Raw genomic sequence first — 24,986 nt, 5'->3', positions numbered from 1 at the left:
GTCATCTGCGGCTTTTCGGTTTGATTCCGGGCTTTGCTATACTGGAGCGCATTGCAAAGAGGCGTCACTATGATTTCGTTGGATGTTTTGCTGAAGGAACGCGCAAGGGTTCTTGCGTCATCCATTGCGGAACAGCACGATGTTCCCCGTGCCGCTCCGGCTCTAGCCGCAGTCGTGGAATCGCTGGCCGAGGGTTTTGATCGTTTGAAATCGGTTGACGTGAAGCCGTTGCGGGTGTTGGGTCTGGACGACTGGATCGTCGCGAAACTGCTGCGCGCGCTTGTTTTTGAACTTATCGAAATGTTCCGGCGCGAATTGCCCGGGGAGGAGGCCCGCGCCGCAATCGTGGCCTTGCGCAAATGCATGCAGGGCGCGATTCCGATTCCGCCGGTCCATCCAGACGATCGCCGGTTTTTCCGGCAACTGATGCAGTCGGACGATCCGCAGGCTGTGCCCGATCCGGCGCGGCTGCTGGAGCTGTTCCACGATTTGACGTTGACGTCGAATGATATCGTCTATGTGCACGACATGAACGGCACCCTGTTGTACGTCAGCGCACCGGGGCTTTCGCTGGCGCGCTTCGATTTCGAGGATGTATCGCAGGGTGTGACGGTGTACGACCTGATTGCCCCGGAATACGTCGCGCTGATCGAGTCGCGGCTCGAGGCGCCGGGCGCGGTATCGCGCGCGCCATACGTGAGCGAGGTGTACACGAAGGACGGCGACCGCATTCCGATCGAACTCACCACGCGCTGTCTGAGCCATCAGGGCCGTCCCGTCGGCGTGATTGGCCTTGCGCGCGATTTGCGCCTTGCGCGCCGCCTCGAAAAGGAGATCACGCGTTCGCGCCAGCTTATCGAGGCGATTTTCGAACATGCGCCGATCGGCATCCTGTTGCTCGACCCCCAGGGCATGGTTGTCGAGGCCAATCCCGCCGCGGTGGCCCTGTTCGGCGCGCCGAACATCCATGCGCTGGCCGGGCATTTTTTCACGACGCTTTGCGCAGAGGCGCCGTCCGGCTTGGCCGAAATGCTGGTTCAGGCCTTCGAGCGCCCCAGGGAAACGTGGCCCAATATCCGCCTCGTGTCCCAATTTGGGGCGAAGATGCATTGCGACATCACGGTGGTGCCGGCCCGGCTCGATTCGGAACAGCCCGATCGCCTGATCCTCCTGATGGTTGACATCAGCATGCAGGCCGCGTTGCAGCAGAATCTCATCCAGACGGAGAAACTGAGTGCGATCGGCGAGATTGTGGCGGGTGTCGCGCATGAACTGAACAACCCGCTGACCGGCATTCTCGGCTATGCCCAGCTGCTCAACAAGGGGAAGGTGGACCCCGCCGTCCGGTCGCGCTTGGAGCATATCATGTCGGAAGCCGAACGCTGCCGGCGGATTGTCCAGAACCTGTTGAGTTTCGCGCGGCATCACGATTCCGAGAAACAGATCTGCAACATCAACGATGTGCTCGCCGACACGCTGGCGCTGCGGGAATACCAGTTGCGCATAGACGGGATCACGGTGGACGTGACGCTGGCGGATGATCTGCCCAGCGTCCTCGCCGACACGCACGAAATGCAGCGTGTGTTCCTCAACATCATCAACAATGCGCAGCAGGCGCTCGCCACGGTCGAAAACGGCGGGAAACGCCTTGCCATCCGCACGGGCGTCAAGGGCCGCTTCGTCGAAATCATCTTCCACAACGACGGCCCGGCGATTCCGGAGGCCATCCAGTCCAAGGTCTTCGATCCGTTTTTTACGACAAAAGGCATCGGCGAGGGCACTGGGCTTGGGTTGAGCGTCTCGTACGGTATTGTCAGCGATCACGGCGGACGTATTCTGTTGAATTCCAGGGAAGGGGAGGGCGTGACCTTTACCGTTTTGCTGCCGCTGTCCGAAATGGCGGGGTGATCGCCATGCCGGAAATTCAGGGACAGACACCGAATTTCCAGCTCCCGCACTCGAAGAGAACCGGACATGTGGAAATTCGGTGTCTGTCCCTGAATTTCGTGATCTTGCTGATGTTGGCGGGATTCGCACTGCGCGCCTATAACCTGCCGGCGCAGTCGGTGTGGTACGATGAATGGATCAGCGTGTCGCACACCGGCGATCCCGACGTGGCCACCTGCATCCGCACCCAGAAACCCGCCAATTGGAATATGGTGCCCGTCTATTATGCCCTCCAATATTTCTGGGCCAACAGCGTCGGCGATTCGATCGTGACAGTCCGGCTGCTTTCCGTCCTGTTCAGTGTGCTGACAATTCCGCTTTTATATCTGGCGGGGCGGACACTGTTCGGTCGCCATGCCGGATTGATCGCCGCGCTTTGCTTCACCCTGTCCGGCGTCCACATCTACCAGGGGCAGGAAATTCGGAATTATGCGCTGACCATGCTTTTTTCCGCGGCATCGCTGTACACGTTTGCGATGCTGATTCAACGTCCTACGCGAACGGGATGGATACTGCATTGCGCGGCGAACGTCCTGCTCATCTGGACGCATCTGTTCGGTTGTTTCCTGTTGGTGGCCCAGGGGCTTTTCCTTCTGTTCGCGCGACGCCTTCGCAAACCCACGGTGGCCTGGTTCGTCGCGAACGGACTGCTTGTCCTGCCGAGTTTTCTGTGGATTCGCACCATCAAGGGCTCGACGCCGGATATTTTGCCGCCCGCTCCGTGGCAATTTGTCAACAACGCGGTTGCGGACTGCTGGTCTGGGATGCTGTACTACCCCATTTCACTGGATTGGACCGGACTTCACGTCGAAAATCTGCCGCCGCGCTGGACCAAGCCGTTCATTGATACCTACGTTTATGCAGACAACCTGCTGTTGGTTTTTTTCCTGCTCTGTGTGGCGTATCTGGGATTTCGTCTTTTGTGGCGAACGCCGGCGGCCATGCCGGATGCCACAGAGTCATCGCGGCGCGAGGGATTCTGGCTGCTGCTTTCATGCTGGCTTGTGCCCCCGCTGGTCTTGTTCGCCTTGGCGTGGATCTGGCGGCCCGACTGCTTTTCGCCCAAATACACGACGTACAGTTCGTTGAGTCTCTACGTGCTGGCGGGCGGCGCGTTGGCCCAAATCCCGAAAGCCCTGTGGCGCCGCGCGGCCGTCCTGGTGCTGCTTGCGCTGTTCGCCCACCGGACCGTGCTGACGGTGACGGAAAACCAGCGCACGGATTGGCAATCCGCCACGCGGCATGTGCGCGAACTTGCCGGAAACGACGATGTTGTCCTCGTTATCGGGGATGTCCAAGCGCCCGTCTGCCAATATCATCTTCGCGAAACGTCCCTTTCGGTGCGAAGACCGCTAACGTACGACGATCTCTGCATGCAAACGGAAGAAATCCTCGGGCAACACAAGGTGCTGTGGCTGCTTTCCATTGTGTTTCACAACGATGTATTCGAACCGTGGGAACGCTATTTGTGCCTGCGCCGCATCGCGTTCGATAAACGGATGTACTGGTCCGCGCAATTGCCCATGCTGGTTGTGTATCGCATCGGCCCCGATTCGGGGCACACGCCGGTGGCCGAGGAGGCAGCCGCCAGCATCCGGCGGAACGCGTCGGCGGACTACGAGGACACTCGGAAGGCCGTTACCGACGCCCGGGCCCTTCTATCCGCCGGCCAGAGGCGCCACGCCCTGGAGATTGTGCGGGCCGCGTTCGAACGCACCCCATGGGACAGCGAGATATTCGGACTGTATTTGACCCTGCTCGAACAGGATCCGAACACTTCGGGCGAGATCCCCGAAGTCCTACGCCGCACGATCGCGTATTTGACGAAAGACGGCCTGCCACCGCTGCCATCGAAAGACCGCAAGGCGATCGATCTTGGCGTTCTGCTGCTCGATGCCTACGATCGCGCTGTGGGATGGCACATCTGGAACGACAAGGACCCGAACGCTGCTTTGGATCTGGCGCGAATCGAACTGGCCTATGCGCCGGATCACGCGCCTGCTCATGCAAACGCCGGGCAGGCCCATGTTCTCAAGGGCGATCGAGTGCGCGCCATCGAATCGTTCCAGCGCGCGATAGCGATCGATCCGCAAAAATCGGGGGCCTGTTATGCCTCGCTGGCCCGTCTGTTTGCCCTTGAAGGCGACTTCCAGCGCGCGGCCGAAACGGCACGGCAAGGCCTGCGTCGTTATCCTGACGACCCGGCTCTTGCTCCGCTACTGATCGAAAACCTGGCGCGCATGGGCGATGTGAAGGGGGCGATCTCCGCCTTTCGTTCCGTGGTTACAAAACCGAAAGTGGCCGAGGCCGCCTACGACACGCTTGCCGTTACCCTGCAGGCAAATCCCGCCCACCGGGACATGCTGTTTGACGCCACGCGGATCTTCATGAAAAAACATCCCGATCATCCGGGCGCCTTGGCGCGTTTTGGCGAAGCCCTGTCTGCGCGGGGGGATTCCCGCCAAGCCGCCGCAGCATACGCGCGGGCCGCCGAATTGGATCCGGATCGTTTCGGGTGGTGCTTTCTGCGCGCCGCGGAAAATCTTGCCACCGCGAAGGCATGGGCGCGGCTGGCGAACCTGTGCCGGACAGGATTGAAAAAACAGCCCGAATCCGCCCCGTTGAACGGTTTTCTTGTTCAGTCGCTGGCGATGCAGGACAAAATGGGGGAGGCCCTCAAGGCGTTTGAAGCGGCGGTGCGCGCCGGGCCAGCGGGCTTGGCGGCCTATGACAGCCTGATAGGGATTCTTTCCGGCGATCGATATGACCCCGACACAATCATAAAAACCTCGCGTCTTGTTGTTGAACGTTATCCAAAAAATGCCAAGGCTCACCGGGAATTGGGCATTGCCTTGCGGGCCAAGGGGGATCGCGGGGGGGCCCTTTCGGCGCTGCGCGCATCCGTGGAACTCGACCCCGCCGATTCGCGGTGGACCTACGGCGCCCTGGCTTCGCTTCTTCTCGAAGAAGGGGACGCGCAGGCCGCCCTCGATGCCGCCACGCGGGGGCTCGCATTGTTGCCCGCCGATCCTTTGCTGCTGCAAACAAAGGGCCTTGCCCACCGCGCGCTGCGACAATACGGCGAGGCCGTGGCCTCGCTGCGGCAATGTGTCGAACAAAAACAGGCTGCCGTGTCCGTCTATTGGGACCTTGCGCTCGCGCAGACCGCTGCCCACGACAACACCGGCGCGATCGAATCGGCCCACCGGGTCTTCGACGGCGACCCCGGCCTTGCGGCCAGTTACCGCGCGTTGTTCGACGCCGTCGTCGCCAATCCCGACCCGATGCGCGCCGAGAACGAGCGCGCGCGCCTGCGCGCCGAACGCATTGCCATTCCGCACGAACTCTGCGCCACTAATGTCCGCGAAACCCGCCAGGCCAATCCATGATGGATCCGGAAAACGACATCGCAACGACATGTGCGGGCGATACGGAAAACGGGCGAAACCGCTTTTCCGCCTTTTCCGGTCTTGCGCTGGCGGCGATCGTGCTTCTGGCCGTTGGGCTGCGTGCATACAATCTCGACGCGCAATCGGTCTGGTATGACGAATGCCAGAGTATAAGCCGCCTGAATGAACCGGGGCTGATTGCTTTTCTCCGCGCGGAGCGCAGCCAGGACTGGTACATGGTCCCGCTGTATTTCGTTCTGCAATACGCATGGGCGCACACCGTGGGGGATTCGGCAACCGCCATCCGGTGGCTTGGCATTCTGTTCGGCGTGGCGTCCATACCTTTGCTGTATGCGACGGGGCGATTTTTATTTGGCCGGGCGGCGGGTCTGACGGCCGCGTTGTGCATGGCGCTTTCGCCGGCCCACCTGTTTCTCGCGCAGGAAATCCGGCCCTATGCCCTCATGAACCTGTTAGTGCTGGTTTCGGCGGGGGCTTTCCTTCAGGCGCTTCGAAAGGGCGGCCGCCGGTGGTGGATGTTGCATCTGGGCGCGAACTTCCTGCTGATCTGGACCCATCTGTTCGGGGCCTTTTTCATCATGGCGCAGGGCGCGTATCTGTTGGCGCGGCGGAACGGCAAACGCAAGGCGGCGGCATGGGCGGCCGCGCATGTCCTGCTGCTGCTGCCGACCGTATTTTGGGTGCTTTCCGTCAATCGTTCCTTCGCGGGGAAGGAAGAGGCGCCCGCTGCATGGCGCATTGTCGGCAATGCCTTCGGCGACTGCATGCCGCGCAATTCGCCCGCTTACATGCCGGAAGACCGCCCATGGGAAAACGCGCCGCCCGCATGGACGCGGCCCTTGCGCGCGGCGTTTCCCTGGTTCGACCATGCCCTGTTTCTCTTTTTCACGACAAGCCTCCTTTGGTTTTTGGGGAAACAGATCCTTCGACACAAACGATCCGACGGGGCCTTTCTGCTGTATTGGCTGTTTTTACCGTGCCTTTGCCTCTTTTTTGTCGCGCGATTATGGCGGCCGGACGCGTTTGCCGCGCGCTACACATCGTACTGTCCGCTTGCCCTGTACCTGATCGTGGGCGCGTTCCTGGCTGGTCTCCCGCGCCGGACATGGCGCGTGGCGGCCATCGCGCTGCTTGTCGTCCTGTACGGGCATCGCCTGACGCTGGCGCTGGCTTCGCCGCAACGGACCGATTGGCTGGCGGCCCGAAAATGGATTCTCGAATCCGGCGCCCCGGCTCAGCCCATCATCGTGTATCCCCCCGGATACCATTTTGAATGCATTTACAATTGGCGTCCCGAACGCCGTTCCGTGTCTTATGCGGCCCATCTCGAACATTTGTGCGACTGGACCGAAAAGACGCTTTCGCGGGAACCGTCCGCATGGATCGCGTGCGTGGGGCTGGCCGGAACGGATGAACTGGCGGCGCGGTTCGAACGGTATCTGGCGGCGCGGACCATTCCCCATGAAACAAAGGGGTATTGGGCGTTTCAACTGCCCTATCTGATCGTTTATCGCCTCTTTCCGCCGGAAAAACCCGCCACGGCCGATGCAATCGCCTCGGCAATCCGCGCGGCTACCGAAGAATTCGATGCCGAACAGGCGCGATTGAAGGCGGCGCGCGACGCGCGCGCGGAAGGCTTGGCCTTGTTGCGCGCGGGTTCGCATGAAGCCGGCTGGGAGGCGTTCGACAAGGCCTTCGCGACCCTGTCGTGGGACGAGGAGGCCTACGTCGCGCTTGCGATGAGCGTCCAGAAGGCGAAACAAGGCTACCCGCGTCTCGTGTCCGCGGCCCGCGCGTATGCGGAAACGCATCCAAACGATCCGCGCCCGCACGCCGACCTCGGATTTGCGCTTGCCGCCGAAGGCGACGACGCCGGGGCGGAAGCTGCCTTTCGCAAGGCGATCGAACGCGATCCGGCGAACCAGCCCGCGGCCTGTCGCGCCTTGCTGGAACTCCTCCGCCGTCGCAAAGACACACGGGGATCGCTCGACGTGGCGATGGCGGCGGCGCGGAACATGCCGTCGGAATCCGTCTTCGCATCGCAAGCCGTCCTGCTGGCGTTGGAGTTGGAGGATTGGGACACAGCCACCGCCGCCTACGAATTGCTGTTGAATGCGCGGCGGAGCGATCCCTTCGCATTCGAACAACTGGCGCGGGCCCTGATGACAAAGAAACGGGACCCGCGACAGGTTATCGAACTGGCCCGGCGCACGATTGCCGTCGCGCCGAAACAGGCGGGCGCCCATGCCGCGCTGGGGACCGCGCTTATGGAAACCGGTTTGCGCGACGAGGCTTTCGACGCGTTCTGGAAGGCGGCCGCATGCGACCCGGAAATCGATCCCGCCATCCATCGTTACCTGGCGGATATCGCGTGGGAACGGAACGATTACGCGGCCGCCGCCAAGGCCGCCGCGAGGGGTTTGCGGCACGCCCAAGGCGATGCGGCGCTTGCCTCGCGGCTGGCCCAGGCGCTGTGCAAGCAGGGCAAGTGGAAGGACGCGCGGGCGCTTGTCGAAAAGGAAACGTCGCCGGAGACGGCCCCGATTCTCTTCGGCATCGTCGCCAACGCCCTGCTTTGGGAAAAAAAGGATTTTACAGGCGGAATCGCCTTCACGCGGGCTTATCTGGAGCGTTTTCCAAACGACGCGGGCGCGCAGGCGATCCTGGGCATGGCCTTGCGCCATGAAAACGACATGGAAGGCGCACTGGCGGCTTTGCGGAAGGCTATCGAATTGGCGCCCGGCGCCTCGCCGTGGACCTACGGGAACTTGGCGCTGGTTCTGCTCGAACGCGCCGATGCGGCGGGGGCTGTCGAAGCCGCCCGGCAGGGCATCGCGCTTCTTCCGACGGACTCGTTCCTCTACGATGTGCTGGCGCAGGCCCTGTGCCGCATGGGTGAGCATACCGAAGCCGTCGAGGCCGCCCGCAAAGCCGTCGAACTGAATCCCCGGATCGGAAGTCCGCCGTGGACGCTGGCCATGGCGCTGCTCGGCGCGGGACGGCAGGCCGAAGCCATTACCGCGGCGAAGCAGGCGTTCGACCTCGATGGCGGACTTGCGGACACCTACCGAACCCTGTTCACTCTTGCGTTTGAAAAACCCGACCCCGCCGCCGCCCGGCAAGAAATGCGGCGGTTACGGCGCGCAAACATCGCAATGCCCCACGAACTCATGAAAGCGGTCGAAAGGCTGCCGCGGGATATTTCCACGGGGCGATAAAACCCGGAACCGGCGGTCGAAAACGGTTCCTTGGGTCTTGCTGCTACGGCCGGTGTTGACGCAGCGTTATGTTCGTATTCGTTTTCTCCGGAACACTGCCGAGGCGGCGAGGGCCAGGATGACCGCCGCCGGCATGAGGGGATCGCCTTCGTGCGGCGGCGCGATCCGCGTCACATCCTGAAGAAATCCGCCGCAACAGCCGCCATTGATTGGGCCCGCCGCCTCAAGCTGCAATTCGACGGTCGCGACCGAACCGCCCATGATCGTCACTTGCCCGGTGGCTTCCTTGAATCCCGGCGCGGTCGCCTTGACCTGCGCCGTGCCCGTGTTCATGCAACTGAAGACGTAGATGCCGTCGGTGTTCTGGGTCAGCGCGAAGGGCGGCCCGGGCGACAACTGGACCGATCCGGTGCGGATGGGCGCGCCGGTTGCCTTGTTGACCACGGACACCACCGCCGCGCCGCACAGCAGGCTGTTGACCGAGAGCGTGCCGGCCGATTTCTCGACGCTGTTGTACCATGAAAGGTCGTCGCCGAATTCGCCCTTGAGTTTCGCCTCGTTCAGTGAAATGGGCAGTTCGATTTTCTTGGGCGCGGTGTCGGGCACGTTGAAATGCAGGATGGCGAGCGATTCGGTGGATTTGGCGGCCTTGGCGGCCTCGCTGTTGCTGAAAACAATCCGCGCCAGCCCGTTTCCGATGTCGTAGGCCATCGAATAGTTTTGCGTGGCCGTCCCGCGGCTAATCGAATTCAGCACCAGCATCGAGCTTTGCGCGGGGAAGGTCACGAACAATTCGCAGCCGCTCAGGCCTTCCGGATTGTCTATGTAGATGGGAATATCCACCGAGCCGCCCGGTCCCGTCTCCATATTCGGAATGTAGCAATGGATCTGGCGTCCCCGGACCGTCTGGCCGTCTTCTTCCGGATTCAGCGGGCGATCCTCCGCAATGCGCATGATCATGACCGCGTCGGCGCTATCCACCAGCGTGTCGCCGTTCATGTCGCCCGCAGTGAGCTGGCAGCCGTCCGGGATGACCTTTTTGACCACGATGCGCAGGACGACCGTGGCATCGAACATTTGCACGATCCCGTTGCCGTCCATGTCGCCCATCTTGCACGCGCCCGTCACGCACACGCGCGCGGTGTCGAAATAATCCGCGAGCACGTCGTTGCCGTTTTCGTCCCGGAAAAACACATCCGTGAACGACAGGTTGCCGCAGGTGTTGAGGGCCAGCCCCGGCTTGATACAGGCGCGGACGTCGAAGATGTGGCCTTCGCCCTTGAGCACCGAACCCTGGCTGGTCGTGATGACGAGTTTGCCCGGCGTAGACGTGTCTTGCGCCACCACTGCGTCCGCCGTGATGGCGGTCCGCTCGACTTGAATCGTGGCGGGATCGAGCACGTTGGCGTTGTAGGCCAGTTCGATCCGCAGTTCGTGCGGATCGATGCCCGCCGTGTTCGCCACGTTGAGCGGAATGCGGATGCACTCGCCCGAGTCGCCGTCAATGTCCGGCATCCAAATGGTGATTTGTCCCGGACGTCCCTCGACCTGTTCGGAATAATCGCTTTCGTTGTCCTGCGTGTCCACGGCGGTGACCATGTAAAAATACGAATGCCCCGGTGCGGCGGTGGTGTCCACGTGACGCAAATACGGTATCGCGATCGGCGTGATCGGCGCGGGCGTCCCCGTGGGCGAGTCCGACCGGTATACGCGATAGCCCTTCAGATCCGGCTCCGTGTTGGGTTCCCAGCGCAGGAGGATTTGGGTGGCGCCGGGGATGGCCGTCAGACCCTGCGGGGCATCCGGCGCGGAGGGAATCAGGGCGACATTCAGCCCGGCGGGCGCCTGGAATCGCGGTAGATCGTAGTTGTCGTAATTGGCCTTGGACACGTGCAGCGACAGGAAAAGATCCGCGCTGGGCGTGGACACGGCAAACTGCCCCGATTCGTCCGTCTGCGTCTGGTCCAACGAGGCGCCGGTTTCGAAGTTGAACAAGGTCACGGTGGCGCCTCCGATCGGCGAACCATTCCGGGCGTCGGTGGCCACGCCGGTTACCTGCAAGGTCTGCGCGGATGGCACGAATACCGCCGTGGCCTGCGAATCGTACATCACCTGGATCGTGGTCATTGCGGACAGCGTGTTGACCACCAAGCCGTCCCATCGCTTGAACTGCCAGCCGTTGGCTGGATTCGCCTGAATGGAAACGGTCGTTCCTTGTTTGACGGCCTGCGTTCCCTCGAACGGCTGCACCGATCCGCTGCCGATTTTGGAAAGTGTGAGCAGCGCACTGGGAACAAACACAGCCCGGACGGACTTGTCGGCATCCATGACCACTTGCGTGGACGGGGCCGCCGTATTCAGCACGGGGCCTTCCCACCGGTCGAACATCCAGCCGGAAAACGCCGTCGCCGCCAGGTCAATGGTGGCATTCACGCTGTGGGTATACTGGCCCGCGGCCGGCGTCGTTTTGCCGTTGCCTGTCACGGCGACCGTGAGGGTATACTGGGTGCGGACAAACACAGCCGTCACCGTCTTGTCGGCGTCCATAACCACCGTGGTCGGATTCGCGGTGGGATTGGCCACGGCCCCTTCCCAGCGATCGAAGGCCCATCCCGCCACCGGCAACGCCCTGATCGTGACCACTTCATCGGGTGCGTAAGAGTGAACGCCCTGCGCCGGGATCATCGTGCCGGTGCCGACCCGCGCCATCGTCAATTGACGGGCGTTTACCTGCAAGGTGGCCGGATCGGACGGCACGCCGCCGTAAGGATTGGACACGGTGCAGACATACGAACCCGCATCGGAGGACTGCGCCGCCGCGATGTTCAGCGTGGCCGATGTACCCGAGGCGATCGGCGTGCCGTTCCGGGTCCATTGGTAACTCAGCGGCCCCGCCCCTTCCGCCACGACGGAAAACGACACCGGCTGGCCCAGATTCACCGTGGCGGATGCCGGCTGCTGCGTAATCACCGGCAGCGCGTTCACCGTAAGCGTCGCGGTGTTCGATTCGACGCTGCCGGCCATGTTGCCGACCGTACAGGTGTATGAACCGGCGTCGGACGGCTGCACCGAGGCGATGGACAGGGTGGCGGCGGTGGCGCCGCCGACGGAGACGCCGCCCTTGGCCCACTGGTACGACAACGGGGCCGTGCCCGTCGCGGCGACCGTAAAGGAGGCCGACTCACCGGTTGCCACGGTCAGCGACTGCGGGTGCGTGGTGATGGCCGGCGGATCGTTCACGACCAGCGTGGCGGCGTTCGAGATGGCGCCGCCCGGATTGGCTACGTTGCTCACCACGCAGCGATAGGCGCCCTCGTCGGATTGTTGCGCGGAGGAAATGGTGTAGGACGCGAGCGTCGCACCGGCGATGTCCACCGTGCCTTTCTGCCAGCGGTAACTCAGCGGCGCGGTGCCGGTGGCCGCCACGGTAAAGGTCACGCTGGCGCCGGGATTGACCGTGGCCGGTTGCGGCTGCGTCGTGAACACCGGCGGATCGGTGACGGTCAGCGCCGCCGCGTTGGACGTGGCGCTGCCGACGATATTGGTCGCGACGCACGTGAAACTGCCCTCGTCGGATTGCTGCGCATTGGTTATCGAATAGGTGGCATTGGTGGCATTGACGATAGGACTGCCATTCTTTCGCCATTGGAAACTGATCGGCGGCGTGCCCGTCACGGTCGCCGAAAACGTCGCGTTGGCGCCGGGATTCACCGTCAGGGATTGCGGGTGCGCCGTGAATGCGACCGGATTGTTCACGGAAAGCACGGCCGCATTCGAACTGACAGACCCCGAAGCGTTGGAAACCTCGCACCAATACCGGCCCTCGTCGGCTTCGGCGACGCCCTCGATCGAAAACGTGGGCGAATCCGATCCCACCATGACGGGATCCTTCGCGGTGTTGTCGAACCACCACTGGTACGTGAACGGCTCCGTCCCGGCGGCTTCGACGGTAAAGGCGGCCGTGTCGCCCGGATTGACCGTCTGCGATACGGGGTGCTGGAGAATCACGGGCGGTTCGGCTTCATATTCATACGTAAAACCATCGTACAGGTAGGCGTGCGCTCCGCTCGGATTGACGACGACCACATCGCAGACGCCGGGTGTGAAGGCCGGGAACGTGCAGGTAATCGTTGTCGCGCCGGTATAGCCGCCCGACTGGACCACGACGTCCGTGGCGTATTCGAGTTCCTCCGTCGAGGACCGCATCACCTTCACCTGCGTCGTGCCGAACTCGTCGAAACGCTCGCCCGTGATCGTGACCATGAAGCCGCCGCCGACCGGCCCGCGATCCGGGTTGACCGCCCAAATGACCGGATCGTTGTAGTCCACATAGACGCCGCGCGAGCGAAGCGTCTCGATGGCGTTCAGGGAGGCGAGATTCAAGGGATTCCCGGACAGCCATACGGTATCGCCGTCTCCGATGCCTTCATTGGCCAGCAACGGGGTTATGTCCACAAGGAGATTGGCGTCAAGGTAAAGATATTGAAGATTGGTCAGGGATGCCAACGCCCCAATATCGGTCAGCAGGTTTTCGGACGCCACCAGTATGGACAGATTGGCAAAGGCCTCGATGCCATCCAACGACTCGAACGAGTTGCCGGGAATGGTAAGCGTTGCAAGGTTGGGAAGCACGGGAAGGTTCGCCGCCGAGGCAATCAGGTTGTAACCCAAATGCAGCGCATGCAAGGCAGTCAAGCCGGACAGCCCGGATGCGTCCGTTATTTGGTTGCTGCCGAGATCAAGGAGGGTCAATGCCGTCAGCGGCGCCAGCGGCGCCACGGATGCTATCTGGTTGCCGTCCAATTCAAGTATTTGCAGATTCGTCAAGCCCGACAAGGGCGATGTATCCGCAATCGCGTTTCCGTTCAGGCTGAGTTGCGTCAGATTCACGCAGTATTCCAGTCCGGTCAGGTCCGTGATGCCCCGGTACGAGGCATACAGTTCCGTCAACCGCAGCAGCGGATCTTCATAGATAGGAACGCCTACAAGTATGCCGGTGGCCTCGCGGATGGCGGCTTCGAGGTTCGCGTCGGGAAAGATTACTTCCGTCATGGAGGGCATGCTGAGCGGATCGAGCGGGTTCGAGTCGCCCGCGACTTCATGCAGGTCCGACGCCCAATCGCCATCCGTGTCCCACGACCGCGGATCCGTTCCATGCGTCACGAGTTCGTCGTAGTCGTTCAGCCCGTCGTTGTCGCTGTCCGCCTTGGTCAAACTCGTTCCCACCTCGGATTCATAGGCATCGAGCAGGCCGTCGTCGTCGGAGTCCTGCCCGCCGCAGGTTCCCGTGTACGAAACACCGACGCCGCGGCCTTGCAGCGCCGGGACATGGCTACATAACGAAGTCTGGTTCAACGGCGTGACCTCGAGGTTCACCGTGTCTTCGCTGCCGATTCCCGCGTTCGCCACGAGCGGACCGATGTCCGTGATGGGGTTCCAGGCAAGATCCAGATGGTAAAGGTTTGTCAAACCGGTCAACGCCGCGACGTCGCCTATGCGGTTGTTGTTCAGCGTGAGCTCATTGAGCGCCGTAAGACCCGAGAGTGCGCCGATACCGGCGATTCGGTTCTCGCCTAGGTAGAGATGGGTAAGCGTCGTCAAGCCGGAAAGCGGACTCAGATTCGAGATCCGGTTCTGTTGCAAATAGAGCGTGTTCAGATTTGTCATGGCCGAAAGGGGGGCGATATCGGCGATCTGATTGCCCTCTGCATCCAGCCTTTGCAGGTTGACCAGACCGGCGGCCACATCGAGCGAGGTCAATTGCAGCCACCAGATGCCGAGAAATTCGAGATTGACGAGACCCGCTATCGGACCGACATCGGCGATTTGATTGCCGCCCACGTCCAGGTAACGAAGCGCCGTCATGCCGCTTACAGCCGAGATGTCCGTAACCGCGCTTTGGTGCACATCCAGGGTTTGCAGATTGGGCATGTCGCTGACCGCGTAAATGGATGCCAGAGAGCTGCGGTCCACATAAAGCGCTTGCAGGCTGGTCAAGCCGCGCAGGGGTTCGATGGACGTAAACGGATTGATGGACAAATATAAATATTCAAGGTTCGTCAAGCCGGTGAGCGGTGTAAGATCCGCGATCCCGGTATCGGCAAGATACAGGTTTTTCAGATTGGTCAAACCGCTTAGGGGGGAGAAGAAGGTGATTGGATTGCCGTTGAAAAAAAGAGTCTCCGCGTTGATGAGGAACTCCGAACCGGTCAGATCCTGGATGTCGCTATAGGATGCATACAAGGCATTGATATGTTCCACCGGATCCCGCCAGATGGGGCCTTCGGGTTTGTTGATGGCGCTCCGGATGGCCGCTTCGAGATTGGAATCGGGAAAAATCACTTCCGTGAGCACGGGCGTGCTGGCCGGATCGAGCGGGTTGCGCTCCGAGGTAATTTCGTGCCAATCCGAGGCCCAGTCGCCATCGGTGTCCCAGCGGGTGGGATTGGTTCCGTAATAAACGAACTCGTCATAATCGCTGATGCCGTCATTATCGGTGTCCGTCTTGTTGGGGTTGGTTCCGATTTCGTTTTCGAGTTCGTCCTGCAAGCCGTCGTCGTCCGCATCCTCCCCGCTGCAGGCGCCGGTGTAATCCACGTCGGCGCCGCGCGCGGTCAGTGTGGGAATTTGCTCGCAGAGGGCATTGCTGCCCAACGGCGTGCGGCGCACGTCGAGATAATTTCCGGAGCCGAAGCCCGTTATCATGACGATGCCCGAAAGATCCGTTATCGGATTGTCGGAAAGAACGATAGATTCCAATCCATTCATCGCCGAGAACGGGGATGTGTCGGAGATGCGGTTGTTCGACAGATTCAGATGGACGAGATACATCAGGCTCGAGAGCGGCGATACCGAGGTGATGCGGTTGTTGGCGGCATCCAGCGTGTTGAGGTTGTAAAGGCTATCGAGATCGTCCAGGCCGGTCAGTCCGCACGAGCCGAGATAGAGATAGCGCAGGTTGTACATCGTGGCTAGGGGCGCGAGCGCCCCCAGCGGATTGGAGGAAACATCCAGATTCTCTAAGGAAGTAAGAGCCGATAATGGCGTTAGATCCGCGATATTGTTGTTTCTGGCTACGAGAAGTTGAAGATTGTATAGATTGGCAAGGTCGCTCAGGTCGTTCAATCCGCAGGAATCAATATAAAGAGATTGGAGGCTGTACACCGCGGCAAGGGGCGCGAGCGAACTCAGCGGGTTGTATGACACATCCAAGTCGTAAAGATACATAAGGTCCGACAACGGCGACAGATCGCTGACATGGTTGTTCGAAATGTGGAGCAGGAAAAGGTTGGGGAGCGATGCGAGGGGCGCTATCGAGGCAATCTGGTTGTCCGTCACGATGACATCCGTCAGATCGGTGCATTCTTCCAAGCCTTTTAGGGTCGTGACGCCCATGCCGCAAAGTCTGATGTAGCTGAAGCCCACGCCTTGTACGTCCGCGGGATAGATGGGACCGGTATATTTGTCTATGGCATGCCGCACGGCGGCCTTGACCATGGGATCGCCGAACACGATGCCGCCCCCGGCGTCCAGGGAAAGATCGATTGCCACGAGCGAGAAGTATCCTGTGGAACCATTGTTTTCCGCCACGCGAATCAGATACGTGTTCCCGGAAGTCACGCTTATGCGTATGGCCGACTTGTTATCGCAGTTGCTGTCGTCGTTGCAGGCGAGTTCCGTTCCGCCGCAGCCGTCGTAAACGGCCAGCGTCGAGTCGAAGACGTCGCTCTCCCATGTATCAATCAGTACCTCCATGTTGGTAGCGGGCGTAAACGAATACCAGACATCCAGCGCATCCTCGTATCCGCAGGAAGAGATATCTGTGCCCGTGGCGCCAACCGTGGTTCCAAATACGGGAGTACCGGCGAGAATGACTTCGGCATTGCCGCACAAGTCGTTGGGCGGCGGCGCCTGCGCCCCCGCAACGGAGGAAAGCAGGACCGCCATGCCGCAAGCCATGACAGCCAATTCCTTGGTAAAACGGTATTTATCGCGCATGACCCACTCCCCTGAACTGTTTTTCCAAGCCTATGGCCACTTCCCGCCTACAACCGTATACGAATGGTATCATAACTTGGACGAAATTCGCAAAGGTAAAAAGTTGGAGTGCGATCCGCATACAAAATGCGGCTGGATGCGTTTCATGCCGTGCTGGCCGCGTTGCGGTGGGAAAGGCATGGTCGCGCGCCGATGAAGTTGGGGAGTGCGCGCGTCCCCGCGCGCCGCATGGCATTGACCAACCCGGTCGGTTTTTTCAGGTTGCCGGGACGTCGTCGGGCATTTCGAAATAACGGTGGAAGGCCTTGGGTAATTCGTGGTAGTCCACATTGGCGATTTCGGCGCTGAAATCGCGCGAATTGTAGGTGTTCCAAAACAGGGCGGTTTTATTGCACAGACGGCCCGCGGCGGCATCGGCCAACAAGGCCGCGAACGCCTTGCCGGTGTAGGTGCCTTCGATGCGGATCCCTTCCGTATCGTTCAGAAGTCGAATTGCATCAAGGGCTTCCGGCGTTGGAACGCCGTAATCCTCCCCGTAACAGTCGTGGCGCAATATAAATTGCTGATCGTCGAATGCAACCGTGGGAAAGGCCGGATCGGCCTTGCGCAGAAGCCGCAGCGTGTGTCTGAAATAACGCCGCGCCTTCTCCATCGAAGTGAACTTTGCGGCGGTCACGCGGACCGCCACGATTTGCGAATGGAGTCCTGCCGCTTGCGCGCCCAAGTGAAGTCCCACCACCGTGCCCATTGTCCCCGAGGCGGCATAGATGCAATCCGGTTCCGGCAGATCGCCGCGTCCGATCTGCTGCCGCAGTTCGAAGGATGCGTTGACGAACCCGAACATGCCCACCGGCGACGACCCGCCGGGCGGGATCAAATACGGACGTTGGCCGTCGTCAATCCGGCGCCGGACCAACTGATACAGCGCATCGCGCGCCGAAGCCGCGTAATAGGGGCTGAAATGCAGTTCCGCGCCCACGCGGTGGCTCATGAGCAGATTCTTGCGGACCGACGGGGAATTGGGCTGCGGCACCAGCATCGAAATCGTGTGCAGGCCGGCCTGCCGCGCATAGATGGCCGTTGCCAGGGCGTGATTCGATCCCGCCGCGCCAAAGGTCAACGTCGCCTTGCGGCCTTCGTGCAACGCGCGCCCCAGCAGAAATTCCAATTTGCGGACCTTGTTCCCGCCGTAGGGCTGCCCGCTCAAATCGTCGCGCTTAACGAAGAGGCGCGCATCGCCGAGCCCATCGCCGAAACGTTCCCGCAACGCCGCCTCCAGCCGTTCCATCCGCTGCACCGGCGTCGGCCACTGGCCCAGTGCCGCATGCGGCAGCCGCTCCGCCAACCGCGGATATATCTCGAACAGGGCAATCATCGTTTACCTGTGGCGCGGGCAAACCCACCGCTGGAGTTTACGCCCTTCCCGCGATCCCTTTCCGGTTTTAGCGGCCTTTCCCGGCGGCGATGGATTGGGCTGCATTTTCGCGAATCCGCCTTTTGCAATATTGTCCGGACGACACCAAAAAAGCCCCATAACTTTTCCGTAAGCGTTTTAAAATGGTGGGCCTGGTAGGAGTCGAACCTACGACCAAGTGATTATGAGTCACCTGCTCTAACCACTGAGCTACAGGCCCATGAAAAGGGCGTTACAGGTTCAGGGACCATTCGAGGAAGGGCTTGAGTTCGCGTGCGCGGGTGGGGTGGCGCATTTTGCGCAGGGCCTTGGCTTCAATCTGGCGTACCCGTTCGCGCGTCACGTTGAACACGCTGCCGACTTCTTCAAGGGTTCGAGGATACCCGTCTCCGAGTCCGAAACGCAAGCGGAGCACTTTTTCCTCGCGTTCGGTAAGGGTGTTGAGGACGTCGTTGAGTTTTTCCTGGAACACGCTGAAAGCGGCGGAGTTGGCGGGGGATTCGGCGCTCTTGTCCTCGATGAAATCGCCGAAACTGCTGTCCCCGTCGTCGCCGACGGGGGTTTCGAGGCTGATGGCTTCCTGGGCAATTTTGAGGATGCTGCGGACTTTGTCGGCGGACATCTCCATTTCGCGGGAGATTTCCTCGGCGGTGGGTTCGCGACCGTAGGACTGGATGAGGCGGCGGCTGGTGCGCACGAGTTTGTTGATGGATTCGATCATGTGGACCGGGATGCGGATGGTGCGGGCCTGGTCGGCGATGGATCGCGTGATGGCCTGGCGGATCCACCATGTCGCGTAGGTGCTGAACTTGTAGCCGCGCTGGTATTCGAATTTGTCTACGGCTTTCATGAGTCCGATGTTGCCTTCCTGGATGAGGTCGAGGAAGGACATGCCGCGGTTGGTGTATTTTTTTCCGATGCTGACGACGAGTCGGAGGTTGGCCTCGACCAGTTCCATTTTGGCCTTGTAGATTTTTTCTTCTTTTGATCGGATTTCGTCAATGAGGACAGCAATCCGGTCGGTGGACAGGTGGGCGTCGGTCTGGATTTGGTCAATTTTTCGCTGGGCCAGCGAGAGGCGCCGGTCGGCGTCGAGGATCTGGTCGCGGTCGCATGGAATTTTCGGCATGGCGTTCGGCCGGCGCAACTGGGCGGCGAGCGCGTGGATTTTGTCGGTGGCCATGCCGACTTCGCGTTCGACGCGGTCAATTTCGTCGCGGGCAGTGGCGATGCGGCGCTTGAGCCCCTTGATTTTGCGGGCGATCTTCATTATTTCCTTGGGTTTGAGTTGGAATCGGCGAATGATTTCGACCTGTTCCTCGCGGAGTTCACGGATGTGCTCGGTGTTGGCCTCGACGGCGCGCTTGGAGAGGCCCGACCGTTCCAGGCGTTTTTCGATTTGATCAATTTGATGCGAGATCTGGCTGATTCGGTCCACGGCGGCGGGCAGTTTTTTGATGAACTGCTCTTGGGCCTTTGGGTCTTCGATGTCGCTGACCTGCGGCAGGACGAGTCGTCCCGCGAGCAGCCGCGCGGAGAGCATCTGCACTTCCTTGAGGGTGTAGGGGGTATTGAGCAGGACTTCGGTGAGTTCTTTCTCGGCGGCTTCGATTCGCTTGGCGATCTCGACTTCCTGTTCTTTTTTGAGCAGGGGCACGCGGCCCATTTCGCGCAGGTACATGCGGACGGGGTCGTCGGCGCGTTCGATGGTGCTGTGGGTGGCGTCGCGGCGAATGACGGCCTTTTTGCCGAGCGCTTCTTTTTTCTGTTGCGCCTGCTGTGTTTCGGCGTCCATTCGGAATTCGTCCACCACTTCGACGTTCATGCCGCCGAGTTTGACCATCAGTTCGTCCATGGCCTCCCAACTGGCGTCTTCCGGGAGGATGTCCAGAAGGTCGTCGTAGGTGATTTTCCCTCGTTTTTTCGCGAGTTCGAGGGCGTCTTCCTTTTTCTGCGTGTTTTTGTTCGGGATTTCTTTTTTCTTTTCCGTGCTCATTGCCATCCTCGATGTCACCGTTCGCTTGTTGAATCTATTTTCATGCGCAAGCTCATGCCGCGCCCAAACCCTGGATTTGTCGATCGATGCCCGCCTTTTGCCGAAGTAATTCGGGAATGCTTTCCCGGTCCATGGCGCGTTCGGCCTGGAGAATCAAGCGTTGCACATTTTCGCTTTCAGCCTTGAGTAAGGCCCGTTTGAGGTTTTTGACATATTCGGCCACGATATTGGCCGCCGTTTCCGGCGTGATTTCATCCCAGTTCGCCGCCGCCGCGTACAACATGCCGGCGTCCTCATCGTTATGAAACACCGGCGAAGCGCCGTTATCTTCCCATAATGCCTTCAATACCTGGATTACGGGTCCGGGTTGCAGGGAAATGCCGTTGAGTGCTTCATGCGCGCGTTCGAGCAGGCCGGGATACTGTAGCAGGGCGGCAATGAAATCCCGATCCGGCATGGAGAAGGCGCGCCGTGGCGGTGCTTCCACGGTGGGGGGGCGGGCCTCCTGTTCGTGGCGGAGCCGGGCGAATTCGCTTCGACAGGCCCATTCGCCGAGTTGAAGGGCGCGGGCCATGTGTCTCAGATATTCATTCACGCGCAATTCGTCGTTGATGCCGGCCAGGATGACGAAGAGTTCCCGGGCGACAGCGGTCCGGCCCTCGATGGTGTCGAGGCGGTTTTCGCTCATCCGCACATAGAAGGTAACGAAATCCGCCGCGGCGTCGGCCAGCGCCCGGAAGGATTCCGGTCCGTGTTTTCGGATGTATTCGTCGGGGTCCTTGCCGTCGGGCAGCGTCATGGCCCGGACGGTCAGGCCGGCGTTGGTCAGCAGGCTTACTCCGCGGAGGGCCGCGCGAATGCCGGCGAGGTCGGCGTCGTAGACGATAACGACTTCCGGCACATACCGGCGGATCAGGGCGGCCTGCTCGGCGGTCAGCGCCGTGCCGCAGGTGGCCACGACATGATCGATTCCCGCGTCGAAACAGCGCATCAGGTCGAAATACCCCTCGACCAGCAAGACCCGCTTTTCGCGGCGCATGCCCTCGCGCGCCTCGAACAGGCCGTACAGGGTGCGAGTTTTCTTGTACAACGCGTTTTCCGGCGAGTTGATGTATTTCGGAACGCCATCGCCCAGGTCGCGTCCGCCAAACGCGACGGGGTTGCCCGAAATGTCGCGGATGGGAATCATCAGACGGTTGCGAAAGAAATCGAAAAGGCCTCGTTCGTTGCGCCGGGCCAGGCCGGATGCCTCGATGACGTTGTCCTTGAATCCCTTTGCGCGGGCCGCTTCCACGAACCGGTTGCCGCCGTCCGGCGCGTAGCCCAGTCCGAACCGCTTGACGGTTTCCGGCTTCAACTCGCGGGTCTTGAGGTACTGGCGCCCCAGTCCGCCTTTCAGCACGTCGCCGATGCAGTCCTGAAAAAAACGGGCCGCGAATTTGCCGGCCTCGACCAATTGCGCCCGCAGGTGATCTTCGCGGTCGTCGTAATCCGACACGGCGGGCAAGCGGACGCCGCCGCGATCCGCGAGCTTGCGCAACGATTCAATAAAGGTCAATCCCTCGAATTCGATCAGGAAACCGATGGCGTCGCCGTGCTTTTCGCAACCAAAGCAGTAATACTGCTGGCGGTCGCGGCTGACGGTGAACGAGGGTGTTTTTTCGTTGTGGAAAGGACAACAGGCCTTGAACCGGCCCGATCCGGCCGGTTTCAATTCCACGCAGGAACCCACGACGTCAACGATGTCGTTCGCCGCAAGCACCTGCGCCACCACTTCTCTTGAATACTTCGGCACTGGCCGTTTCCAGACACTCAATACAGCCCCTTGGCGTCCGCCGGCCAAGGAGCAAGCCCAATTTCTTTGCACCCTGGACCGGTGTAAGGTCCCCAAAAAGACGGACCTCCCCTCAGGGCTGTCAAATCGGGTAAAGTATACCACCTTTTCGCCCGAAACGTCAAGAATTGCTTGCAAAGCGGGACAGCCCGTCCAATCCCGTAAAAAAAGGCCTGAAAAATAAGACTTGACAAAATCCCCTTTTATTTGTATGGAAATAGCGTGGCCGGGCGAGCGGCAGGCCCGTGGGCCGTATCGGAAAGGCGCGCCGACGCGCGCAAAGCGGTTTGCAGACAAGCAGTGAACTGCTCTTGTATTGTTGTGGGAACACAGGTGGCCAATAAGGCAAGGAGAACGAACATGGCAAAGGCAATGACGAAGACGCAGATTGTGGCGAAGCTGGCGGAGAAGGCGTGCATCACGAAGAAGCAGGCCGGCGAGGTGCTGGGATGCCTCGTGGAACTGGCCTACAAGGGCGCCAAGGACGGCTTCACGATTCCGGGTCTGGGCAAGCTGGTGGTTGTGCAGCGCAAAGCCCGCACCGGCCGGAACCCGGCCACGGGCGCAACCATCAAGATTCCGGCGAAGAAGGTGCTCAAGTTCCGTATCGCCAAAGCGGCGAAGGACGCCATCGTCCCGGCGAAGAAATAAGTTTTCCATCGTGTTGCAAAACGCCGGCCCTGTTGCGCGGGCCGGCGTTTTGCATTCTTCGGAATAGGACGGATCGGACGGATTGGAGGGATCCGGCCGATGTTTCAGCGCATTTCTTGTCCGCCGGTGACGTTGATGGCTTGTCCGGTCATGTAGCCGGCCTCGTCCGAGGCGAGGAAGACCACCACGTTGGTCACGTCGCGGTATTGGCAGGGGCGTTTCATCGGCACCTGATCAATGTATTTTTGCCGTACCTGCTCAACGGTCAATCCCTGGTTGGCGGCGTATTGCTTGAACAGGCTGTTCACCCACAACGGTGAATCGAGGAGGTTGCCCGGGCAGACGCTGTTGACGCGGATGCCCTGTTCGGCGAATTCGAGCGCCAGGCTTTGCGTGACGCCGATGCCGCCGAATTTCGACGCCGCATAGGCGCTGTTGCGGAAACTGCCTTTTTTTCCGGATTTCGAGTTGATTTGGATGATTGCGCCGCCGCGTCCGCCGGCGAGCATGACGCGGGCCGCCTCGCGTGCGCAAAGAAAATATCCCACCAGGTTGACGTCAATCACCTTGCGCCACTTGGCCGCGTCGAAGGTTATCGAGTCGCCCGAAATGAGGATGCCCGCGTTCGACACGAGGATGTCCAGTCCTCCGAGCCATGCCGCGGCATCGTCCATCGCACGGCGCACGGCATCCGCATCGGTGATGTCCACCTGCGCGCCCATCGTGCGGCGCCCGGTCTTTTGGGCCGTCTCGGCGGCCGTGGCCTGTGCCTGCTCGATGTTCACGTCCCATCCCACGACATCGCAGCCTTCTTCCGCGAGCCGTTCGACAATGGCCGCGCCGAGCCCCTGCGCCGCGCCGGTGACCAATGCTTTCTTTCCAGCCAGACGTTCCATCACACAAACATCTCCAGGAGGGCCTGTTCGGCCTCTCGTGTCCATGCGCCTTCCGGACTGAGTTTGTCCGCCAGCGCCGGCAATCGTTTCGGAATGTCCTCAAGGCTCATCAACGGCAAATCCACCACATGCGGATAGATGACCGTTTTTCCGGGAAACCGCGCCGCCTTGACGCCTTCGAGCCCTTCGCGCGCGGCGTTGAGTCCGCCGATTGCCGCGACGCTGAGATTGGTGTTGAGCCGGCGCGTTTCGACCATGCTCAGCAGTTTGCGAAGGTCGCTGATGCGCGATCCGCTGCTGCCAATCAACTTGACGCCGCGGCACAAGTCGCGGAGTTCGATGTCGGCGAAACTGCCGATGCCCAACCCCGCAAAGATGTTCACGAACGCGTCGTCCGCCGCGAAACGGAGCGAATCCTTGACGAGCGCCGCCACGGGCGCCAGCACGATCACGTCGTCGTAGCCGTCCGGCGCCTGCGCGTGAATCCACGCGTCCATCGCGTCCTTGTTCGGGAAGTCCGACGGCGCCAGCGTGATGAAACGGATGCCGTTGCGATCCGCCAGGTTCTGGAAACGGTTTTGCAGGTGATCCAGTCGGCCGCGATCCAGATCGGTCACGACGACGCGCTTCGGCCCATTGGCGATTTCCAACGCGCGCTGCACGTGCATTTGCCCCATCGGACCGCCCGCGCCGATGAACAACGCGTTGCCGTCCCGCAGCAAATCATGCCGTTTGTTGGCTTTTGCAACGTCCCCGATGGTATCGCCGCCCCCATAATACCGGATATTTTCATAATGGATTCGCCCCAGATCAATCGAAACGACGCCGGGTTCCGCGGGATCGCCGAGCAGGAACATTACGCCGTTCTTGCGCAAGCGCGGCGAAAGATCGTTGACCATTTCCGGCGAGGGATCGGGAACGATGATATCGTCGAATTTTTCGTCCGCCAGTCCTTCGAGCGAACGCGGGACAATCCGCGCGCGGGGATTCGGTTCCCGCCACTGTTCCGGCGTGTCGCTTACAATCAGCAGGTCCCCGCCGCCCGGCGCAAGGCGATCGTCGAGGCTGTACGACATTTCGACGCATGCCCACGGTTCGGCGAGCGCCGCCTCGCTGTAGCCTGTTTCCGGTTGGACCGGCAACAGGTAACAGCCTTCGTCGCCGGCGAGCGCGCGTTCGTCGAGATAGCAATACTGTTGCATGCCGCCCGGAATCAGATAGCCAAAGGCAAAGCCGGCGCCCTTGTAATAGATGTCCGCCTGCACGATGTAGCGTTCGCCGGGCCGAAATGTGTCCTTCCACTGGTTGCCGGCCTTCACGACCGTTACGGCGCACTCGTGGCCGAGCACCGTCGGATCGCTGGCAAGGTCGCGCCCGCGCAGCCGGGGGTGAGCCCTGCCCTGATTGATGATTTTGATGTCCGACAGGCACAGGCCCAACGCGTCCACACGCAGCAAAATTTCATTGTCCGCCGGATCGCGCAGGGGCAGCGTTTGCGGCTTGCCGTCGCGTCCGAGATTGTCGAATCCGGCGCCAAACACCTGCCACGCCAAGTAAGTTTCCGGCAGCGGCAACCCGGCCTTGCGAAACGCATCGAAACGTGACACTTCCATCTCCTTCCG

Annotated in this window: 10 protein-coding genes and 1 tRNA gene; 4 read left to right on the top strand and 7 right to left on the bottom strand. The window is 61.0% G+C overall.

Annotated elements, in window-relative coordinates:
* Nucleotides 1-69: 69 nt before the first annotated feature.
* From P5540_14450 to P5540_14440, 3 genes are all read left to right on the top strand, one after another.
* The gene (locus tag P5540_14450) at nt 70-1,908 is read left to right on the top strand and encodes a histidine kinase dimerization/phospho-acceptor domain-containing protein (protein ID HRT66015.1); all 1,839 of its coding nucleotides are present in this window, start codon (nt 70-72) and stop codon (nt 1,906-1,908) included.
* 68 nt (nt 1,909-1,976) lie between these two features.
* Entirely contained in the window at nt 1,977-5,336 is a 3,360-nt protein-coding gene (locus tag P5540_14445) for a glycosyltransferase family 39 protein (protein HRT66014.1), read from the top strand.
* Nucleotides 5,333-8,575: a glycosyltransferase family 39 protein gene (locus tag P5540_14440; protein HRT66013.1), complete on the top strand. Its 3,243-nt coding sequence runs from the start codon at nt 5,333-5,335 to the stop codon at nt 8,573-8,575. The genes P5540_14445 and P5540_14440 overlap by 4 nt, the downstream gene beginning before the upstream one ends.
* Before the next feature lie 66 nt (nt 8,576-8,641).
* On the opposite strand, the gene P5540_14435 is transcribed toward P5540_14440, so the two are convergent.
* The 5 genes from P5540_14435 to dnaG all read right to left on the bottom strand — a co-directional run bounded on the left by P5540_14435 (nt 8,642) and on the right by dnaG (nt 21,778).
* On the bottom strand, nt 8,642-16,573 hold the full coding sequence (locus tag P5540_14435) for a leucine-rich repeat domain-containing protein (protein ID HRT66012.1): 7,932 nt from the start codon (nt 16,571-16,573) through the stop codon (nt 8,642-8,644).
* Between the two features lie 256 nt (nt 16,574-16,829).
* Entirely contained in the window at nt 16,830-17,948 is a 1,119-nt protein-coding gene (locus P5540_14430; GenBank protein ID HRT66011.1) for a pyridoxal-phosphate dependent enzyme, read from the bottom strand.
* 183 nt (nt 17,949-18,131) lie between these two features.
* Nucleotides 18,132-18,207: transfer RNA gene (locus P5540_14425), tRNA-Ile, on the bottom strand.
* 12 nt (nt 18,208-18,219) lie between these two features.
* The gene (gene rpoD, locus P5540_14420) at nt 18,220-19,983 is read right to left on the bottom strand and encodes an RNA polymerase sigma factor RpoD (GenBank protein ID HRT66010.1); all 1,764 of its coding nucleotides are present in this window, start codon (nt 19,981-19,983) and stop codon (nt 18,220-18,222) included.
* A 52-nt stretch (nt 19,984-20,035) separates the two neighbouring features.
* Nucleotides 20,036-21,778, bottom strand: coding sequence for a DNA primase (gene dnaG, locus P5540_14415; GenBank protein ID HRT66009.1), 1,743 nt, complete (start codon nt 21,776-21,778; stop codon nt 20,036-20,038).
* A 399-nt stretch (nt 21,779-22,177) separates the two neighbouring features.
* On the opposite strand from dnaG, the gene P5540_14410 reads away from it, so the two are divergent.
* Complete coding sequence (locus tag P5540_14410; GenBank protein ID HRT66008.1) at nt 22,178-22,468, top strand: HU family DNA-binding protein; 291 nt, start codon at nt 22,178-22,180, stop codon at nt 22,466-22,468.
* A gap of 104 nt (nt 22,469-22,572) precedes the next feature.
* Here P5540_14410 and srlD read toward each other — a convergent pair whose 3' ends face one another.
* Nucleotides 22,573-23,364 (bottom strand): sorbitol-6-phosphate dehydrogenase, encoded by a 792-nt coding sequence (gene srlD, locus P5540_14405; protein ID HRT66007.1) that lies wholly within the window; start codon nt 23,362-23,364, stop codon nt 22,573-22,575.
* Entirely contained in the window at nt 23,364-24,977 is a 1,614-nt protein-coding gene (locus P5540_14400; protein HRT66006.1) for an alcohol dehydrogenase catalytic domain-containing protein, read from the bottom strand. Before P5540_14400 ends, srlD begins: the two co-directional genes overlap by 1 nt.
* Nucleotides 24,978-24,986 lie beyond the last annotated feature (9 nt).

It is taken from the genome of Candidatus Hydrogenedentota bacterium (assembly GCA_035450225.1).
Classification (GTDB): Bacteria; Hydrogenedentota; Hydrogenedentia; order Hydrogenedentales; family SLHB01; genus DSVR01.
This window is presented reverse-complemented; position numbering and strand designations above follow the sequence as displayed.